This window comes from Pseudomonas sp. ACN8, from assembly GCF_002303925.1.
GTDB lineage: Bacteria > Pseudomonadota > Gammaproteobacteria > Pseudomonadales > Pseudomonadaceae > Aquipseudomonas.
The window spans coordinates 78557-93108 of the sequence record NZ_MRCS01000024.1 but is presented as its reverse complement, the minus strand read 5'-3'; the positions used below and the strand labels follow the sequence as shown (position 1 = coordinate 93108).

Here is a 14552-nt window from a genome sequence, read left to right as displayed (position 1 = left end):
CGGGGGTGGTGGCGGGGCCGATTTACTATGCGTACCTGAAGAGTGAGTTGAAGCAGGTGGGGATGGTTTGATTCGCTGGATCTTTATTGCGTGAGCTGGCCCCTTCGCGAGCAGGTTCGCTCCCACATTAGTCCTGTGAACTCAGGTCCATTGTGGGAGCGAGCCTGCTCGCGAAGGGCTCACCACAGTTTTCGGATCAGTCCATAGAGCCGTAACGCTTGGCCGCCTCAATCGCCAGACCGCTGCCGATACTGCCAAAGATGTTCCCTTCCACATGCCGCGCATTCGGCAGCATCGCCGAAACACTGTTGCGCAGCGCCGGAATCCCGCTCGAACCACCGGTGAAGAACACCGTATCGACCTGGTCGACCCGCACATCGGCGTCTGCCAGCAGTTGGGTGACGCTGTTGCGCACCCGCTCCAGCAGGCTGTCGATGGCCGACTCGAACAGTGCGCGGCTCAAGTCCACGCTCAGGCCCGCTTCAATACGATCAAGCGGCACGTGGCGATTGTCGGCGTGGGTCAGCTGGATCTTGGTTTCTTCCACTTCCATGGCCAGCCAGTGCCCGGCGCGCTGTTCGATCAGCTTGAACAGGCGGTCGATACCGCCGGTGTCCTCGATGTCGTAGCGCATGCTGCCCAGGGCCAGTTGCGACTTCTGCGAGTACACCGAGTTGATGGTGTGCCAGGTCGCCAGGTTCATGTGGTGACTGGTCGGCATGTAGGCGCCGCTCTTCATGCGGCTGCCGTAGCCGAACAGCGGCATCAGGCCTTGCAGGCTGAGCTGTTTGTCGAAGTCGGTTCCGCCGATGTGCACACCGCCGGTGGCGAGGATGTCCTCGTGGCGGTTGTCCACGCCCCGACGCTCCGGCGACAGGCGCACCAGCGAGAAGTCGGAGGTACCACCGCCGATGTCGACGATCAGTACCAGCTCTTCTTTCTCGATGGTCGACTCGTAGTCGAACGCAGCGGCAATCGGCTCGTACTGGAACGAGACTTCCTTGAAGCCGATCTTGCGTGCCACGTCGACCAGGGTGTCTTCGGCTTCCTTGTCGGCCATCGGGTCATCGTCGACAAAAAACACCGGCCGACCCAGCACCACTTCTTCGAACTCCCGACCGGCGGACGCTTCGGCGCGGCTCTTGAGCTGGCCGATGAACAGCCCGAGCAGGTCCTTGAACGGCATCGCCGTGCCCAGGACGCTGGTGTCGTGCTTGATCAGCTTGGAACCCAGCAGGCTCTTGAGCGAGCGCATCAGGCGGCCTTCGTAGCCTTCCAGGTACTCGTGCAGCGCCAGCCGGCCGTACACCGGGCGACGTTCTTCGATATTGAAGAAGACCACCGACGGCAGGGTGATCTTGTCGTCCTCCAGCGCGATCAGCGTTTCCACGCCGGGGCGCAGCCAGCCGACAGTGGAGTTGGACGTGCCAAAGTCGATACCCAAGGCACGGGCTGGAGATGCGTTGTTCATGTCTTTCAGGTTCCGGTTAAAAAACGGCCGCGCAGTGTATGTCAGAGCGCGCCAGATTCGAAGGCCGGTTATCTGCTAATTCTTCGTGGACAATGCCTTGAAAGATGGGGTATCCCCCCCAAACTACCCTGCATCAACCGGACAGCCGCGGGATTGCTCGCAAGAAGCCCCGCCTGCTGCCGATAAACTTCTGCCGCGCCGCCCGGTCACAAACTTGAGATCGGTCAAACCAATGGCTGCAAACAAGCGCATGCTGTGGCCTGTGGCGCGATTCTGATAACGGATGGTGATTCCCTCGATGGACTTCAAAGACTATTACAAGATTCTCGGTGTGGAGCCGACCGCGGACGACAAGGCGATCAAGGCTGCCTATCGCAAGCTGGCGCGCAAATACCACCCCGACGTCAGCAAGGAAAAGGATGCCGAGGCGAAGTTCAAGGATGCTTCTGAAGCCTATGAGGCACTGAAAAGCGCCGACAAGCGCGCCGAATACGATGACTTGCGCCGCTATGGCCAGCACGGCCAACCCTTTCAGGGACCACCGGGCTGGCAAAGCCGTGGTGGCGGTTTCGGTGGTGGCGGTCAGGACACGGGCGATTTTTCGGACTTCTTCAGTTCGATCTTCGGCAACCGTGGGCCTGGTTTCAGTGGTGGTGGACAATCGCGTCGCAGTACCGGACGTCGAGGGCAGGACGTGGAAATGGAGCTTGGGGTTTTTCTCGAGGAAACACTGTCGACCGAGTCGAAGAAGGTCACCTTCCAGGTGCCGCAGTACAACGCGGCCGGCCAGCATGTGAGCAACACCAGCAAAAGCCTGAACGTAAAGATCCCGGCCGGCGTAAGCGACGGCGAGCGCATTCGCCTCAAGGGGCAGGGCGCTCCGGGCGTGGGAGGCGGGGCCAATGGCGACCTGTACCTGACGATCCGTTTTGCACCGCACCCGAAATTCGATGTCGAAGGCGAGAACCTGATCATCACTTTGCCACTGGCACCGTGGGAACTGGCGCTGGGGGCTGAAGTCGCCGTGCCGACCCTGACCGGCAAGATCAACCTCAAGGTCCCGGCCGGCAGCCAGAACGGCCAGCGCATGCGCGCCAAGGGCCATGGTCTGATGAACAAGGCCGGTGAGCGCGGGTACCTGTTCGTGCAACTGAAAGCCGTAATGCCGAAGAAAACCGACGATGACATCAAGGCCCTGTGGCAGGAGCTGGCGAAAAAAGCCGCGTTCGACCCGCGAGAGCATTTTTGATCCCTTAGAACCAAGGAGTCACTGACTATGAGCAGTCCCCTGAACGTTCAACTGGACATGGCGGAATTCTGTGAGGCGACCGAGTTGTCGGACGTCTACGTGATCGAAATCGTCGAGCACGGCATCCTCGAACCTCAGGGCGCTCAGCCCAAGGACTGGGTTTTCAACGACTACGAGCTGACCCTGGCCAAGCGCGCCGCCAAGCTGCGGCGCGACCTGGATCTGGAATGGGAAGGCGTCGCCCTGGCGCTGGACCTGCTCGAAGAAGTCCAGCAACTGCGGGCGGAGAACCGGATGTTGAAGCAGCGGTTGGGGCGGTTGGTGGTCGAATAGATGTTCTGGTGGTTTTGTATTGCCCGATAGGGCCTCTTCGCGAGCAGGCTCGCTCCCACATTGGTTTGTGTCGTGATCAAAATCCCCTGTGGGAGCGAGCCTGCTCGCGAAGAACGATAACGCGGTATTGCGGCATCACACCTTCCTTGGCAACACCACGGTAAACGTCGTGCCATCTATCTCACGGGAACTGACTTCAATCGTCCCCTGATGGGCATCAACCACCTCCTTGACGATAAACAACCCCAACCCGAGGCTGGTAGTAGGCTCGCCGAGTTCTTCGCTGGCACTGCGCACCAGCGGATCGAAAATCGTCGGGATCGCATCGCAGGGGATCGGGGCTCCGTCGTTGTGCACCGTCAGCCGGACGCTGTCAGCCTCGCCTCTGAGGCGCAGCGTCACGTCACGTTTGCTTGAGCCATGCTGCAAGGCATTGCCGATCAGGTTTTGCAGCATCTGATCGAGCCGGCGCGGGTCCCAGTTGCCGCGGGTGTCACCCTGGACATCCAGGGTCGGATTGCATTCCGGTTGACTGGCGCAGGCCCGGGCAATCGCTTCACGCGCCGCTTCGGCCAGGTCCATGGGCGCCGGCTCGATCGGCAGGCGCTTGCCCAGGCGGCTGCGCACCAGTTCCAGCAAGTCTCCGACCATCACCGCCAGGTGCCCGGTACTGCGCAGGATATTGACCGCGCACTTGAGCGCATCACCTTCGAGCGCGGCTTTGCGCAGCAGTAGTTCGGTGGACATGCTCACCGCCTGCAGGGGCGCGCGCAGGTCATGGCCGAGGATCGCCAGAAAAATGTCCCGGGATCGATTGACCTGCTCGGCATAAGTGGCCGTGGACTCGGCCAGGGCCTCGTCGATGGCTTCGTTGAAACGGATCATGTCCTGGAAGTAGGCCAGATCAGGCGATTGCAGGCTGTTGACCCACAGGCGGATGACACAGGCGCGCAAGTGACGGAATTCGCTGGTCATCTGCACCAGATCAAAACCCACGGTATGGCGCAGTTCGCCGTGGCTGGCGCCTGCCTCGTCGAGGCTGGGAGTTTTCTCCGGTCCTTCGCCGCGCGCCTTGGCTGCCTGCTCGGCAGGTGTCTGGGGTTTGCACATGTCCCGGGCCGCGGCCTGCAGGATCGACCGGGCATGGTCGCGCAAGGCGACGCGGTCCATGGTTTCGGCGGCCGGGGTGATGGTTTTGGCGAACAGCTCCCATTCATCGACGATGCGATCAACGTGTAACACGATGAATTCGGAAAGACGCATGGCGATTACCTGTTCATGAATCGGGGACAGCGAGTCGAATAGTAGTCCCTTTGCCGGAAAAAGCACGACCGCTCATGCAGTGGCACGGGCGGACGTGCCAATGGCGGTAGATATGTGTTTTTGGCTCCCTGAATTTCGATACCCCGGAGCCTTTTCAGAGGCCATCCAAGCAGCTATTTGGACTTTTGTTTCAGGTGCAGGTGAATAAGCTGGTGGTTCTTTTCCTGTCATCAAGGTGATTCAAAAGTGTCTGATTTGCATGGAAGCAACTCACAGAAAATAACGGACGGAGTGTCCATCGATAGTCACGGGATACATTACCGTCGTGCAAAAGACGTGATCCCCGGCGCCATCAAAAATGCGCCGGTGGAGAGATTGAAGTCCCTGCTGGCGCTCAAGCCGCAAATGCCCGAGTGGTATAGCGGCGCGCGGGAGATCGACCGTCAGTACCTCAAGCAGTTGATGGATGAGCGCTGGCGTTTGCAAGGCGTGCTGGATCAGACCCTGGGCGACTTGAAGCACGACATCAATGCCTTCGCCGAACCGCTGCTCAAAACGGCTTTGCAGTCGAAGTTCACCACGGTCGAGAACTTCAACGAGCTCACCGTACACCTTGAAGTGCCGAGCAAGTTCATTTTCGGCATCGACACCGGGGCCAGTCGTGTTCGCCAATCCACGTTGCTGGAAGCGGCGCGGCACAACTTTGAAGAGGACGAAACCGGCGAGGGCGAAGTGCGTAATAGCTCCGGCATTTACCGCAAGGACAGCAAGGGCAACCTCAGCCTGGAGCCGGCCATCACCCTCCCGGCATTTGCAGCGTTGTGTCGAAGCCTGGACATCGGTAGCCAATACCAACGGCACATCAAGTCCGTCCTGTTGCCCGATACCCCCCAGGCACAGCGAACTTTGCAACAGGACTCGGTGGCCAGTGAAAAGGCCGCCTTCGATGTAGCGGCACTGATTGCCCTGTTGAAGGGCGACATCACCAGTCATGCCTACGGCCAGTTGAGAAAGATGCGTGACAGCCAGGCCGACGTCTCGTTGTACGAGCAGCCGTTGCATTGCCATCGTTTGTCGCTGATGGGCTTTCGGTTGACGGGCATCGTGCTGTTCAGCGCGGTCATCGAGCCCTCGCAGATAAAAAGCGAAATCGATGGTTTGACGCCCGCCCTGTTACGGTTCTGGATTGACTGGTCTCGCCGTATCCCTGTTCTGCCGGGGAAGGAATATGACCAGTTCAAATTGTTGCAGGCGTTCTTTGCCAATGGCTCGCAGGGCCTGAGCGAAGAGCTGCTGCGTCGGGACGACATTTTTCAGCAAAGCCGTTTGTCCGGACCATTGATCGCCTATGTGCCGGATGATCCTGATCATCCCCTGAAGGAATATCCTTCGGTGACTGCGTTCATGAAGGCGCTGTTGGGCCAGCTGAGAAATACCGACTACCAGTCCTTTTTCAGTCGTTTCGTCGCGCAGCAGGACAAAGGGGCGTTTTTCACCCGGGTCAACGAACGTCTCACGACCGTCACCTGGCATGAGCGCGAACCGCTCGACATGGGGCCGTGGTGGCGTGAAACGGCAGTCGAAAATCCCGATGCAGAACCCCTCACCAATCAGATTGCGGGGGATCTTTGGGTGGCGCTGTTTTTGGCACGCCGCGACAAGGCCATCGCCGATGCCCGACTGATTGCCGTCCCGACCGATGACGAGGATGCCAACGCACGCTTCAAGCGCCTGACCAGTTACCTGTCGATCGGTTGGAACGTTTTCAATTTTGCCGCGATGCTGGTACCCGGGTTGGGCGAAGCCATGCTCGGCATCATGGTCGCGCAAATGCTCGCCGAGGTGGTCGAAGGCATCGAGGACTGGAGCAAGGGTGACAAAGAAGAAGCCTCTGCCTACTTCAACGGGGTCTTGATCAACTTCGCGCAACTCGCGCTCATGGGTGCCGGACACGTGCTACCGGGCGCGGGTGTCACGCCGATCAAGGTTTCACCGTTTGTCGAAGGCCTCAAGCCGGTGGAGGTTGGCGGCAAGGAGCGTTTGTGGAGCCCTGACCTCGGTCCCTATGAACAACCTGTCGCATTGCCCGATGGGGCGAAGGCCGGTGACACAGGGCTGTACCGTCATCAGGATCAGGACCTGCTGCGGCTCGATGACAAATGCTACGCAGTCAAGCAAGACCCGGGCACTGGCCAGCATCGGCTGCAACACCCGACTCGCACCGATGCGTATCAGCCGCTTTTGGAGCACAACGGCGCCGGCAGCTGGAAGACTGAACTCGATCAGCCGCTCGAATGGGACAAGGGGCAAATACTCAGGCGCCTGGGCGCTTCTGTGGATGGACTCTCCGATGAAACCCTGGAGCAGATTCTGACCGCCAGTGGCGTGCACGAAAATGTGCTGCGCCGGCTTCACGTCGAACAGGAGACTCCTCCCGCACTGTTGGCCGATACCCTCGAACGCTTCAAGGCTCATGCCGATGCACAAGCCTGCGCAGAGCAGATTCTGGCCAAACGGATCGGCGAGGAATGGGCCGATTACGCTGTGCGATCCATGACCGAAATGGGTGGCTGGCCCGGCGACAAGGCCATTGAAGTCTTTCAGGGGCCGGGGCTGACAGGCGCGGCGATCAAGGACGGCTATGCCGAGGCGTCACCAGCCAATACGCTGCGGATGACCTGGTCTGACCTGCTGGCGGGGGAACTGCCAGAGCGCGTGGTGGGTTTCCTTGACGAGCAAGCGCTTCGTGAGATGCTTGGCGAATGGTTTGCAGGTGATGCGCAGAAGCGTACCGAAGCACTGCGCGATCAATGGGCGGGGCAGGTGAGTCAGCGTAAAAGCCAGCTGTTCGACCTGTTGTACAAGCGACGGACCCGTTCGGACGATTCGTTGGTAAACCTGCTCAAGGGCGACTTTGCAGATATCTCGATAAGCCAGGCGCAAGAACTGCTGGGTGAAGCGCATCCCTCTGACGTGCAACACCTGAACGAAAAAAAACGCGTGCCGCTGCGCCTGGCTGAACAAGCCCGGAAGGCCGCCGAGCGATTGCGGGTAACGCGGGCCTATGAAGGCCTGTACCTCGACACCTTGCACAACGCCGATACTGCGCGCCTGGAGCTGCATTCACTGGCAGCCCTGCCGGGCTGGCCGGCGGACCTGCGACTGGAGATTCGTGAATATTCATTCGAAGGAACGCTGACCGACAGTCTCGGCCCCGTCGACGCGCCGATCCGCAAAGTGCTGATCCTGGATGAGGATGGCAAATACGAAGCGAGGGACGACAGCGATCAACATCTGCACGGCAAGGACAATCTTTATGTCGCGGTGCTGCACGCCTTGCCCGACACGCAACGAACCGCCCTGGGATTTGGCATCAACGAAGCGACGCGACTTGAGCAGGCAATTAAGGCCCGTCCATTGGATCGTTATGTATTTGAGCCGATCCTGCGGGACAACCCGAATTTCAAACCGGCCTACGACCCGAAGGTCATGCGCCTGCGTGGCGGTATGCCCGGATACGCACGGCAAGTGCCGCAGGGGCGGGGCTATCGACATCGCCTGCGTGCGCTGCATCCGAGCTTTACGGATGAAGAGATTGAAGCGCGACTGACGGCGTTCAGCCAGAACGGCGGATCGGTGGAGGCTAACCTGACCGCGCGGGAGAACGCGTTCAATCAATTCAACCGGACCATGCAACGCTGGATGAACTCACCGACGGCCTCCTTTCGGTTCTCTCCGGCGGGCGTTGCGGAATGGGTTTCGCGGGACAAGTTTTACACGGCGCTCAGGCAGTGCTTGCAGCGAACCGGACCGGAAGGGGTGCAGGTTGCGGGAATATTGCGGCCTCAAGCCTTGGTGCTCGACAACATTTCTCACTTGAGCCGGCATCTGGAGACGCTGCCCAGGCTGGATGTCGAATTCAGTCACGTCACCAGCCTGACCATGCGCAGTTGCAGGCTCGGTGCCGAGCACATGCCCTTTCTCGATTCCTTCCGCCAGGTGCGTTATCTCAACTTGCAGGACAATCTGCTGACGGCCGTTCCAGCAAGGCTCGGTGACATGAGTCATCTGACGGACCTGTCCCTCAGCGACAACAATATTGTGCTGGATGCGGTGGCAGTGGATCTCCTGAAGAAGCTGACCCGCCTCAGGTCCCTGGGGTTGCGCAAAAACCCGTTGGGGCTGGTTCCGGACATCAGCCGAATGCCACACTTGCAGTTCCTCTTGCTCGACGGCACCGGTCTGGATACCTGGCCTGTCGGGCTGTTTTCCCAGTCGCGACATCGCGCTTTCTATCTTGATTTGCGCTTCAACCCGATCAGCAGGATACCCGAGGTGGCACCCGGATCGTTTCGCGCCGAGTTGCTGGCACGCACGGTGATCAGCCGTGAGCCGCACTGGATCTCATCTGAAAATCTCGACATCCTGAAGTCTTACATCGAGTCGGTCGGCATGGACCCGGAACGTCTCTATCCACCGCGAGGTATGCTCGACAGTGCCGAGTGGGACGCGGGTATTTCCCAGCAGCAGTTGCCGGAAAAACTGAAAATCTGGGACGAGCTCGAGGATGAATTCGACTCGGAGCCATTCTTCAATGAAATCCGCAAGCTGACCGAATCCGCCGACTTCAAGGCTGGCGGCACCTATCAGTCAGAACTGACGGCCAAGGTCTGGCGCATGCTCGAAGCCATGGCCCGCGACAGTGAACTGCGAATTAAACTGTTCGATGAGGCAGCAACCCCCACCGAATGCGTGGATGGCGGTACGCAACTGTTCAATGCCATGGGCGTGCAGGTGTTGGTCAACGAAGCCTACGCCCTGGAGCGTGCGGACCTGATCGAAACGCAGTTGTTGGAGCTGGCCCTGGGCAAGTCCCGGCTCGATGGGCTCGGTGCCATTGCCCGTCAGCGGGTGTCTGAGCGGTTGGCGAGGGGAGAGCGGTTCCGCCGAAACGACGCGGGTGGCGAAGTGACCGGCACTATCGATGAAGTGGAAGTGCACCTGGCCTACATGACCGACCTGGCCGAGCGCCTGGATTTGCCATGGCAGGCGCGGGGTATGCAGTTCCGCAGCCTGGCCGAGGTCAGCCAAGAGATGATCGAGGCAGCATTCCAGCGGATCAAGGCGCTGGAGGAGGGTGATCTGCTGATCGACCGGATCTTCGAGCAACCGCTCTGGAAAACCTGGCTGGAGTCGACTTACCGCGAGGAATTGAATGGCTTGAAACGCCAGATTGACGCCACCATCGACTTGCAGGATGCGTTGCAGCGCAGGGCCGAAGGTACGCGGCTCACCACCGAGGAAAAGACTGCGGTGGAGGCGGAAATCAAGGGGCTGTGCAGCGAGTTGGGCAAAAGTGAAAGTGACTTTGCCGATGGCCGGCTGATGACTGATGAGGAATATGTTCAAGCCCTGGAAGACATCGATCTGCAGATTACGCAGTTGCTGAAAAAACTGACACGGGACGCGATGAATCGGGCCAAGCTAGATCGGCTACGGATTGAATCCGGCCAGTAACCATGCAAAAAACAGAGGCCTCTACACGCTGTGTACGAGGCCTTTGTCTGTCATGCGGTTACCGATTCAGAACAGGAAATAACGCTGGGCCATCGGCAAGGTTTGCGCTGGTTCACACCATAGCAGCACACCGTCGGCCTTGACCTGATAGGTCTGCGAATCAACGTCGATATTCGGCAGGTAGTCGTTGTGGATCAGGTCGGTTTTCTGCACGTCACGGCAGCCTTTGACCACGGCGATTTTCTTCTTCAAACCCAGGGCTTCGGGCAAGCCTGCATCTTGTGCGGCCTGGCTGATGAAGGTCATGCTGGTGGCGTGCAACGAGCCGCCGAAGCTGGCGAACATCGGTCGGTAGTGCACCGGTTGTGGTGTCGGAATCGAGGCGTTGGCGTCACCCATAAGGCTGGCCGCAATGGCACCACCCTTGAGAATCAGCGTCGGCTTCACGCCAAAAAATGCCGGGCGCCAGAGCACCAGATCCGCCCATTTGCCTACTTCCACCGAGCCCACTTCATGGCTGATGCCGTGGGTGATCGCCGGGTTGATGGTGTATTTGGCGATGTAGCGCTTGGCGCGGAAGTTGTCGTTGCCCTCACCATCGCCGGGCAGCGGCCCGCGCTGTTTTTTCATCTTGTCGGCGGTCTGCCAGGTGCGGGTGATGACTTCGCCGACCCGGCCCATGGCCTGACTGTCGGAGCTGATCATCGAGAACGCGCCGAGATCATGGAGGATGTCTTCGGCGGCAATCGTCTCGCGGCGGATGCGACTTTCGGCGAACGCTACGTCTTCGGCAATGCTCGGGTCGAGGTGATGGCAGACCATCAGCATGTCGAGGTGTTCGTCGATGGTGTTGCGGGTGAACGGTCGGGTCGGATTGGTCGAGCTCGGCAGCACATTGGCAAAGCCGCAGGCCTTGATGATGTCCGGCGCATGACCGCCACCGGCACCTTCGGTGTGGTAGGTGTGGATGGTGCGGCCCTTGAAGGCGGCGAGAGTGGTTTCGACGAAACCGGATTCGTTGAGGGTGTCGGTGTGGATGGCCACCTGCACATCGAACCGGTCGGCCACGCTCAGGCAGTTGTCGATGCTCGCCGGTGTGGTGCCCCAGTCCTCATGCAACTTGAGGCCGATGGCACCGGCCTTGACCTGTTCGATCAAAGGCTCCGGCAGGCTGGCGTTACCCTTGCCGGTCAGGCCGATGTTCATCGGGAACGCGTCGGCGGCCTGGAGCATGCGCGCCAGGTGCCACGGACCGGAGGTGCATGTGGTCGCATTGGTGCCGGTTGCCGGTCCGGTGCCGCCGCCGATCATGGTGGTGACGCCGCTCATCAGCGCCTCTTCGATCTGCTGTGGGCAGATGAAGTGGATGTGGGTGTCGATGCCGCCGGCGGTGAGGATCATGCCTTCGCCGGCGATGACTTCGGTGCTGGCGCCAATGGCGATGTTGACGTTGGGCTGGATGTCCGGGTTACCGGCCTTGCCGATCGCGGCGATGCGCCCGTCCTTGAGACCGACGTCCGCCTTGACGATGCCCCAGTGGTCGATGATCAGCGCGTTGGTGATCAGGGTGTCGACCACCTCGGCGGCCAGTAATTGGCTCTGACCCTGGCCGTCACGGATGACTTTGCCGCCACCGAATTTCACTTCTTCGCCGTAGGTGGTGAAGTCCTGTTCCACTTCAATCCACAACTCGGTATCGGCCAGGCGCACCTTGTCACCGACAGTGGGGCCGAACATGTCGGCGTAGGCTTGACGGGAAATCTTCATTCGTTCGCCTTGAAATTCAATTGAATTTGAAATCGTTCGCTGCGCTCACAATCGCGAGCAGGCTCGCTCCCACAGTTGACCGCATTCCAATGTGGGAGCGAGCCTGCTCGCGATGGGGCCGGTGCTGACAACGCATTAATCAGAGGTCACCCATGATCCGCCCGGCAAAGCCGAACACCCGACGATGCCCCGCCAAATCCACCAACTCCACCTCGCGGCTCTGCCCCGGCTCGAAGCGCACCGCCGTGCCAGCGGGGATGTTCAGACGCATGCCGCGGCTGGCGGCGCGGTCGAACGTCAGCGCGTCGTTGGTTTCGAAAAAGTGGTAGTGCGAGCCGACCTGGATCGGTCGATCACCACTGTTGGCCACTTTCAGACGGATCGTGCGCCGACCGACGTTGAGCTCGATCTCGCCGGGCTGGATCTGGTATTCACCGGGAATCATCAATGGGCTCCTTGGAGAATCTTGTAGTACAGGGCGGTCGGCTTGTAGCGGCCACTCGGGTCGCAGGCGTAATCCGGGATTTCACCGGCGCGGGTATAGCCCAGTGATTGGTAGAAGTCCTCGGCGGGCGAGCCGGCTTCGGTGTCGAGGTAAAGCATGCCGCGCTTGTGCTGCAGGGCGGCCGCCTCCAGGGCACTCATCAGTTGCTGGCCCAGACCACGACGCCGCGCATGTTCGCGCACCAGCAGCTTCTGCACTTCGGCACGGTTCAGGCCGTTGGCTTTCTGGCACAGACTCAGTTGCACGCTGGCCTGCACCTGCTCGTCCTTGACCACCACCCATAGCAACACATTGCCCTTGTTCAGGTTGTCCTGGACTTCATCGAAATAAGCGTGAGCCTGGGTCGCATCGAGGTCAGCCATGAAGCCGACACTGGCGCCATAGCCGACGGCATCGAGCAGCAGGTCGATCAGGCCCTGGCGGTAATGCGCAAAGCTTTCGACGTTGACGCGTCGCAGTTGGGCGGGGTTCATGGGCGATCACTCCTTGTTGACGGCGGGTGGTTGCGCGCCAGGATTGAGGGTCAGTTGCATGAAGGTCAGGTCCAGCCAGCGGCCGAACTTGGTGCCGACCTGAGGCATTTGTCCGGTGGTGATAAAGCCGATGCGCTCATGCAAGCGAATGGAAGCGGCGTTACCGCTTTCGATGGCGGCGACCATCACGTGCTTGCCGCAGCCTTTGGCGCGTTCGATCAGCGCTTCCATCAGTTGCGGACCGAGGCCGTTGCCGCGCTGGTCGCTGCGCACATAGACCGAGTGCTCGACGGTGTGGCGGAAACCGTCGAAGGGTCGCCAGTCGCCGAACGAGGCGTACCCGAGCACCGTGTTGTCGGCATCGACAATCACCAGAATCGGATAAGCCTGGGATTGCCGGGCGTTGAACCAGGCCTGGCGGTTGCCGAGGTCGACCGCTTGCTCGTTCCAGATCGCCGTGGTGTTGAGTACCGCGTCGTTGTAGATGTCGCGGATGGCTGGCAGATCGGCAGGCACGGCATCGCGGATGTGGTAAGTCATGGCACGGCCTCAGGCGATGGGTTGGTGGACGGTGACCAGTTTGGTGCCGTCGGGGAACGTGGCCTCGACCTGAATTTCCGGGATCATTTCCGGGATGCCTTGCATCACTTGTTCGCGGGTCAGCAGGGTGGTGCCCAGGTGCATCAGGTCGGCCACGGTCCGGCCGTCGCGAGCGCCTTCAAGCAGGGCTGCGGAAATGTAGGCCATGGCCTCCGGGTAATTGAGTTTCACACCGCGAGCCAAACGCCGCTCGGCCACCAGGCCGGCGGTGAAGATCAGCAGCTTGTCTTTTTCGCGTGGGGTCAGGTCCATTGTTGCAATCCGTATTCGGCAGTTAAAGGTGTTGGATCTGTGAATACAAATCCCACAGAAAAGCAATTCAGGTGTTCCATATTCTTGGAGGCATTGCTTCGCGGCCAAGCAACGCAGGCCTAAGCAATCGCCACAAATCAATCAACCACCCCCGCGCCAACAACGCTTCACTGGCCAGGCACCGTGCAACCAGCAACCCCGGCAGTTGGGTCAGATCCCCGCGCACTTCGTTGGGCAGCGAACGGCAACGCTCCAGCAGTTCGCTGTCGATCTCACCCGTCACCAGCAACGTAGCAAACACCGGTTGCCCATCGAGCCCGATGGGCGACTCCAGCAAACCGTCCGCCCCGACAATGCGCTGGCGTTCATGCCAGAGCAACTGGCCGTCGCGGCGGATATCCAGTTGCGCCTGGAAGTGCCCGAGATCGAAGCGCTCGCCGCTGGCGGGTCGACCCAATGCAACCACGTCCCAATAGAACAAGCGGGCATCGCCTTCAAGGTCAATAGAGGTACTGAGTTCCGCCTGGGCCGCGCTGAAAATGATCGTCTCCTGGGGCAGCCACTCCAGTGTCGCACCGGCCGCCACACGCAAGTCCAGCCGCTGATAGGCGGGGCCGGCGGCGCGATACCACTTGGCCGCGCCGGGGCTGGTGATTTGTGCCCAGGCATCGCGCTCGACACTGGCCGAGATGTCCAGCCGATCACCGCCGGCAATGCCGCCGGGTGGGTGGACGATGATGTGCTGGCAGACTTCTGGCCCTTCGGCATACAGGTGTTTTTGCACCCGCAACGGACCTTTGTGTCGACGCTGGACCGGGCGAGTGGTGTTGTCGAATCGGGCGTAGCCCAGCTCCAGTTCGGCGTGCCAACTGGGGGTAAACAAGGCACCAGATGCGGGAAGAGTCATAGTCAGTGCTTATCCGGAAGTTGTCAGGATGTTGCAAAGGCTGTGCCGCAAGGTATCCCGGGCAGGAGGCAACTATTGCTGGGGCTTGCGCACCAACAAGGGGCGCACTATGAAATGCCGAGCAACAAATTGGTGCTTAACCACCTTTTAGGCATACATATGTACCGCCATCCGTGCTTCCAAAGAACTCAGCATCCAAGCGTCCGCTCCCTCCT

11 protein-coding genes are annotated in these 14552 nt (G+C 60.2%); 3 read left to right on the top strand and 8 right to left on the bottom strand.

The window, feature by feature from the left end:
* Window positions 1-196: 196 nt before the first annotated feature.
* Entirely contained in the window at window positions 197-1471 is a 1275-nt protein-coding gene (locus BSF44_RS15465) for an Hsp70 family protein (RefSeq protein ID WP_095944239.1), read from the bottom strand.
* Window positions 1472-1769: 298 nt separating this feature from the next.
* On the opposite strand from BSF44_RS15465, the gene BSF44_RS15460 reads away from it, so the two are divergent.
* Window positions 1770-2720, top strand: coding sequence for a DnaJ C-terminal domain-containing protein (locus tag BSF44_RS15460; RefSeq protein ID WP_095944238.1), 951 nt, complete (start codon window positions 1770-1772; stop codon window positions 2718-2720).
* Window positions 2721-2747: 27 nt separating this feature from the next.
* The gene (locus BSF44_RS15455) at window positions 2748-3053 is read left to right on the top strand and encodes a chaperone modulator CbpM (RefSeq protein WP_095944237.1); all 306 of its coding nucleotides are present in this window, start codon (window positions 2748-2750) and stop codon (window positions 3051-3053) included.
* 135 nt (window positions 3054-3188) lie between these two features.
* On the opposite strand, the gene BSF44_RS15450 is transcribed toward BSF44_RS15455, so the two are convergent.
* Window positions 3189-4316 carry a sensor histidine kinase KdpD gene (locus BSF44_RS15450; protein WP_095944236.1) on the bottom strand — a complete coding sequence of 376 codons (1128 nt, stop codon included), beginning with the start codon at window positions 4314-4316 and terminating at the stop codon, window positions 3189-3191.
* A gap of 246 nt (window positions 4317-4562) precedes the next feature.
* Here BSF44_RS15450 and BSF44_RS15445 point away from each other — a divergent pair, with 246 nt between their 5' ends.
* A complete protein-coding gene (locus tag BSF44_RS15445) occupies window positions 4563-9833 on the top strand; it encodes a dermonecrotic toxin domain-containing protein (protein WP_095944235.1) in 5271 nt (1756 codons plus the stop codon).
* Between the two features lie 66 nt (window positions 9834-9899).
* Here BSF44_RS15445 and ureC read toward each other — a convergent pair whose 3' ends face one another.
* The 6 genes from ureC to BSF44_RS15415 form a co-directional block, all read right to left on the bottom strand.
* Window positions 9900-11600: an urease subunit alpha gene (ureC, locus tag BSF44_RS15440; protein ID WP_095944234.1), complete on the bottom strand. Its 1701-nt coding sequence runs from the start codon at window positions 11598-11600 to the stop codon at window positions 9900-9902.
* A gap of 139 nt (window positions 11601-11739) precedes the next feature.
* Window positions 11740-12045 (bottom strand): urease subunit beta, encoded by a 306-nt coding sequence (locus tag BSF44_RS15435; protein WP_095944233.1) that lies wholly within the window; start codon window positions 12043-12045, stop codon window positions 11740-11742.
* A complete protein-coding gene (locus BSF44_RS15430) occupies window positions 12045-12578 on the bottom strand; it encodes a GNAT family N-acetyltransferase (RefSeq protein ID WP_095944232.1) in 534 nt (177 codons plus the stop codon). Before BSF44_RS15430 ends, BSF44_RS15435 begins: the two co-directional genes overlap by 1 nt.
* 6 nt (window positions 12579-12584) lie before the next feature.
* Window positions 12585-13118, bottom strand: coding sequence for a GNAT family N-acetyltransferase (locus BSF44_RS15425; RefSeq protein WP_095944231.1), 534 nt, complete (start codon window positions 13116-13118; stop codon window positions 12585-12587).
* A 9-nt stretch (window positions 13119-13127) separates the two neighbouring features.
* On the bottom strand, window positions 13128-13430 hold the full coding sequence (locus BSF44_RS15420) for an urease subunit gamma (RefSeq protein ID WP_095944230.1): 303 nt from the start codon (window positions 13428-13430) through the stop codon (window positions 13128-13130).
* 67 nt (window positions 13431-13497) lie between these two features.
* Window positions 13498-14337 carry an urease accessory protein UreD gene (locus BSF44_RS15415; RefSeq protein WP_095944229.1) on the bottom strand — a complete coding sequence of 280 codons (840 nt, stop codon included), beginning with the start codon at window positions 14335-14337 and terminating at the stop codon, window positions 13498-13500.
* Window positions 14338-14552: the final 215 nt, after the last annotated feature.

Bases quoted from the DNA above. Each gene is read 5' to 3' on its own strand.
- BSF44_RS15465 (WP_095944239.1), bottom strand. From the start codon at position 1,471: ATGAACAACGCATCTCCAGCCCGTGCCTTGGGTATCGACTTTGGCACG.
- BSF44_RS15460 (WP_095944238.1), top strand. From the start codon at position 1,770: ATGGACTTCAAAGACTATTACAAGATTCTCGGTGTGGAGCCGACCGCG.
- BSF44_RS15455 (WP_095944237.1), top strand. From the start codon at position 2,748: ATGAGCAGTCCCCTGAACGTTCAACTGGACATGGCGGAATTCTGTGAG.
- BSF44_RS15450 (WP_095944236.1), bottom strand. From the start codon at position 4,316: ATGCGTCTTTCCGAATTCATCGTGTTACACGTTGATCGCATCGTCGAT.
- ureC (WP_095944234.1), bottom strand. From the start codon at position 11,600: ATGAAGATTTCCCGTCAAGCCTACGCCGACATGTTCGGCCCCACTGTC.
- BSF44_RS15435 (WP_095944233.1), bottom strand. From the start codon at position 12,045: ATGATTCCCGGTGAATACCAGATCCAGCCCGGCGAGATCGAGCTCAAC.
- BSF44_RS15430 (WP_095944232.1), bottom strand. From the start codon at position 12,578: ATGAACCCCGCCCAACTGCGACGCGTCAACGTCGAAAGCTTTGCGCAT.
- BSF44_RS15425 (WP_095944231.1), bottom strand. From the start codon at position 13,118: ATGACTTACCACATCCGCGATGCCGTGCCTGCCGATCTGCCAGCCATC.
- BSF44_RS15420 (WP_095944230.1), bottom strand. From the start codon at position 13,430: ATGGACCTGACCCCACGCGAAAAAGACAAGCTGCTGATCTTCACCGCC.
- BSF44_RS15415 (WP_095944229.1), bottom strand. From the start codon at position 14,337: ATGACTCTTCCCGCATCTGGTGCCTTGTTTACCCCCAGTTGGCACGCC.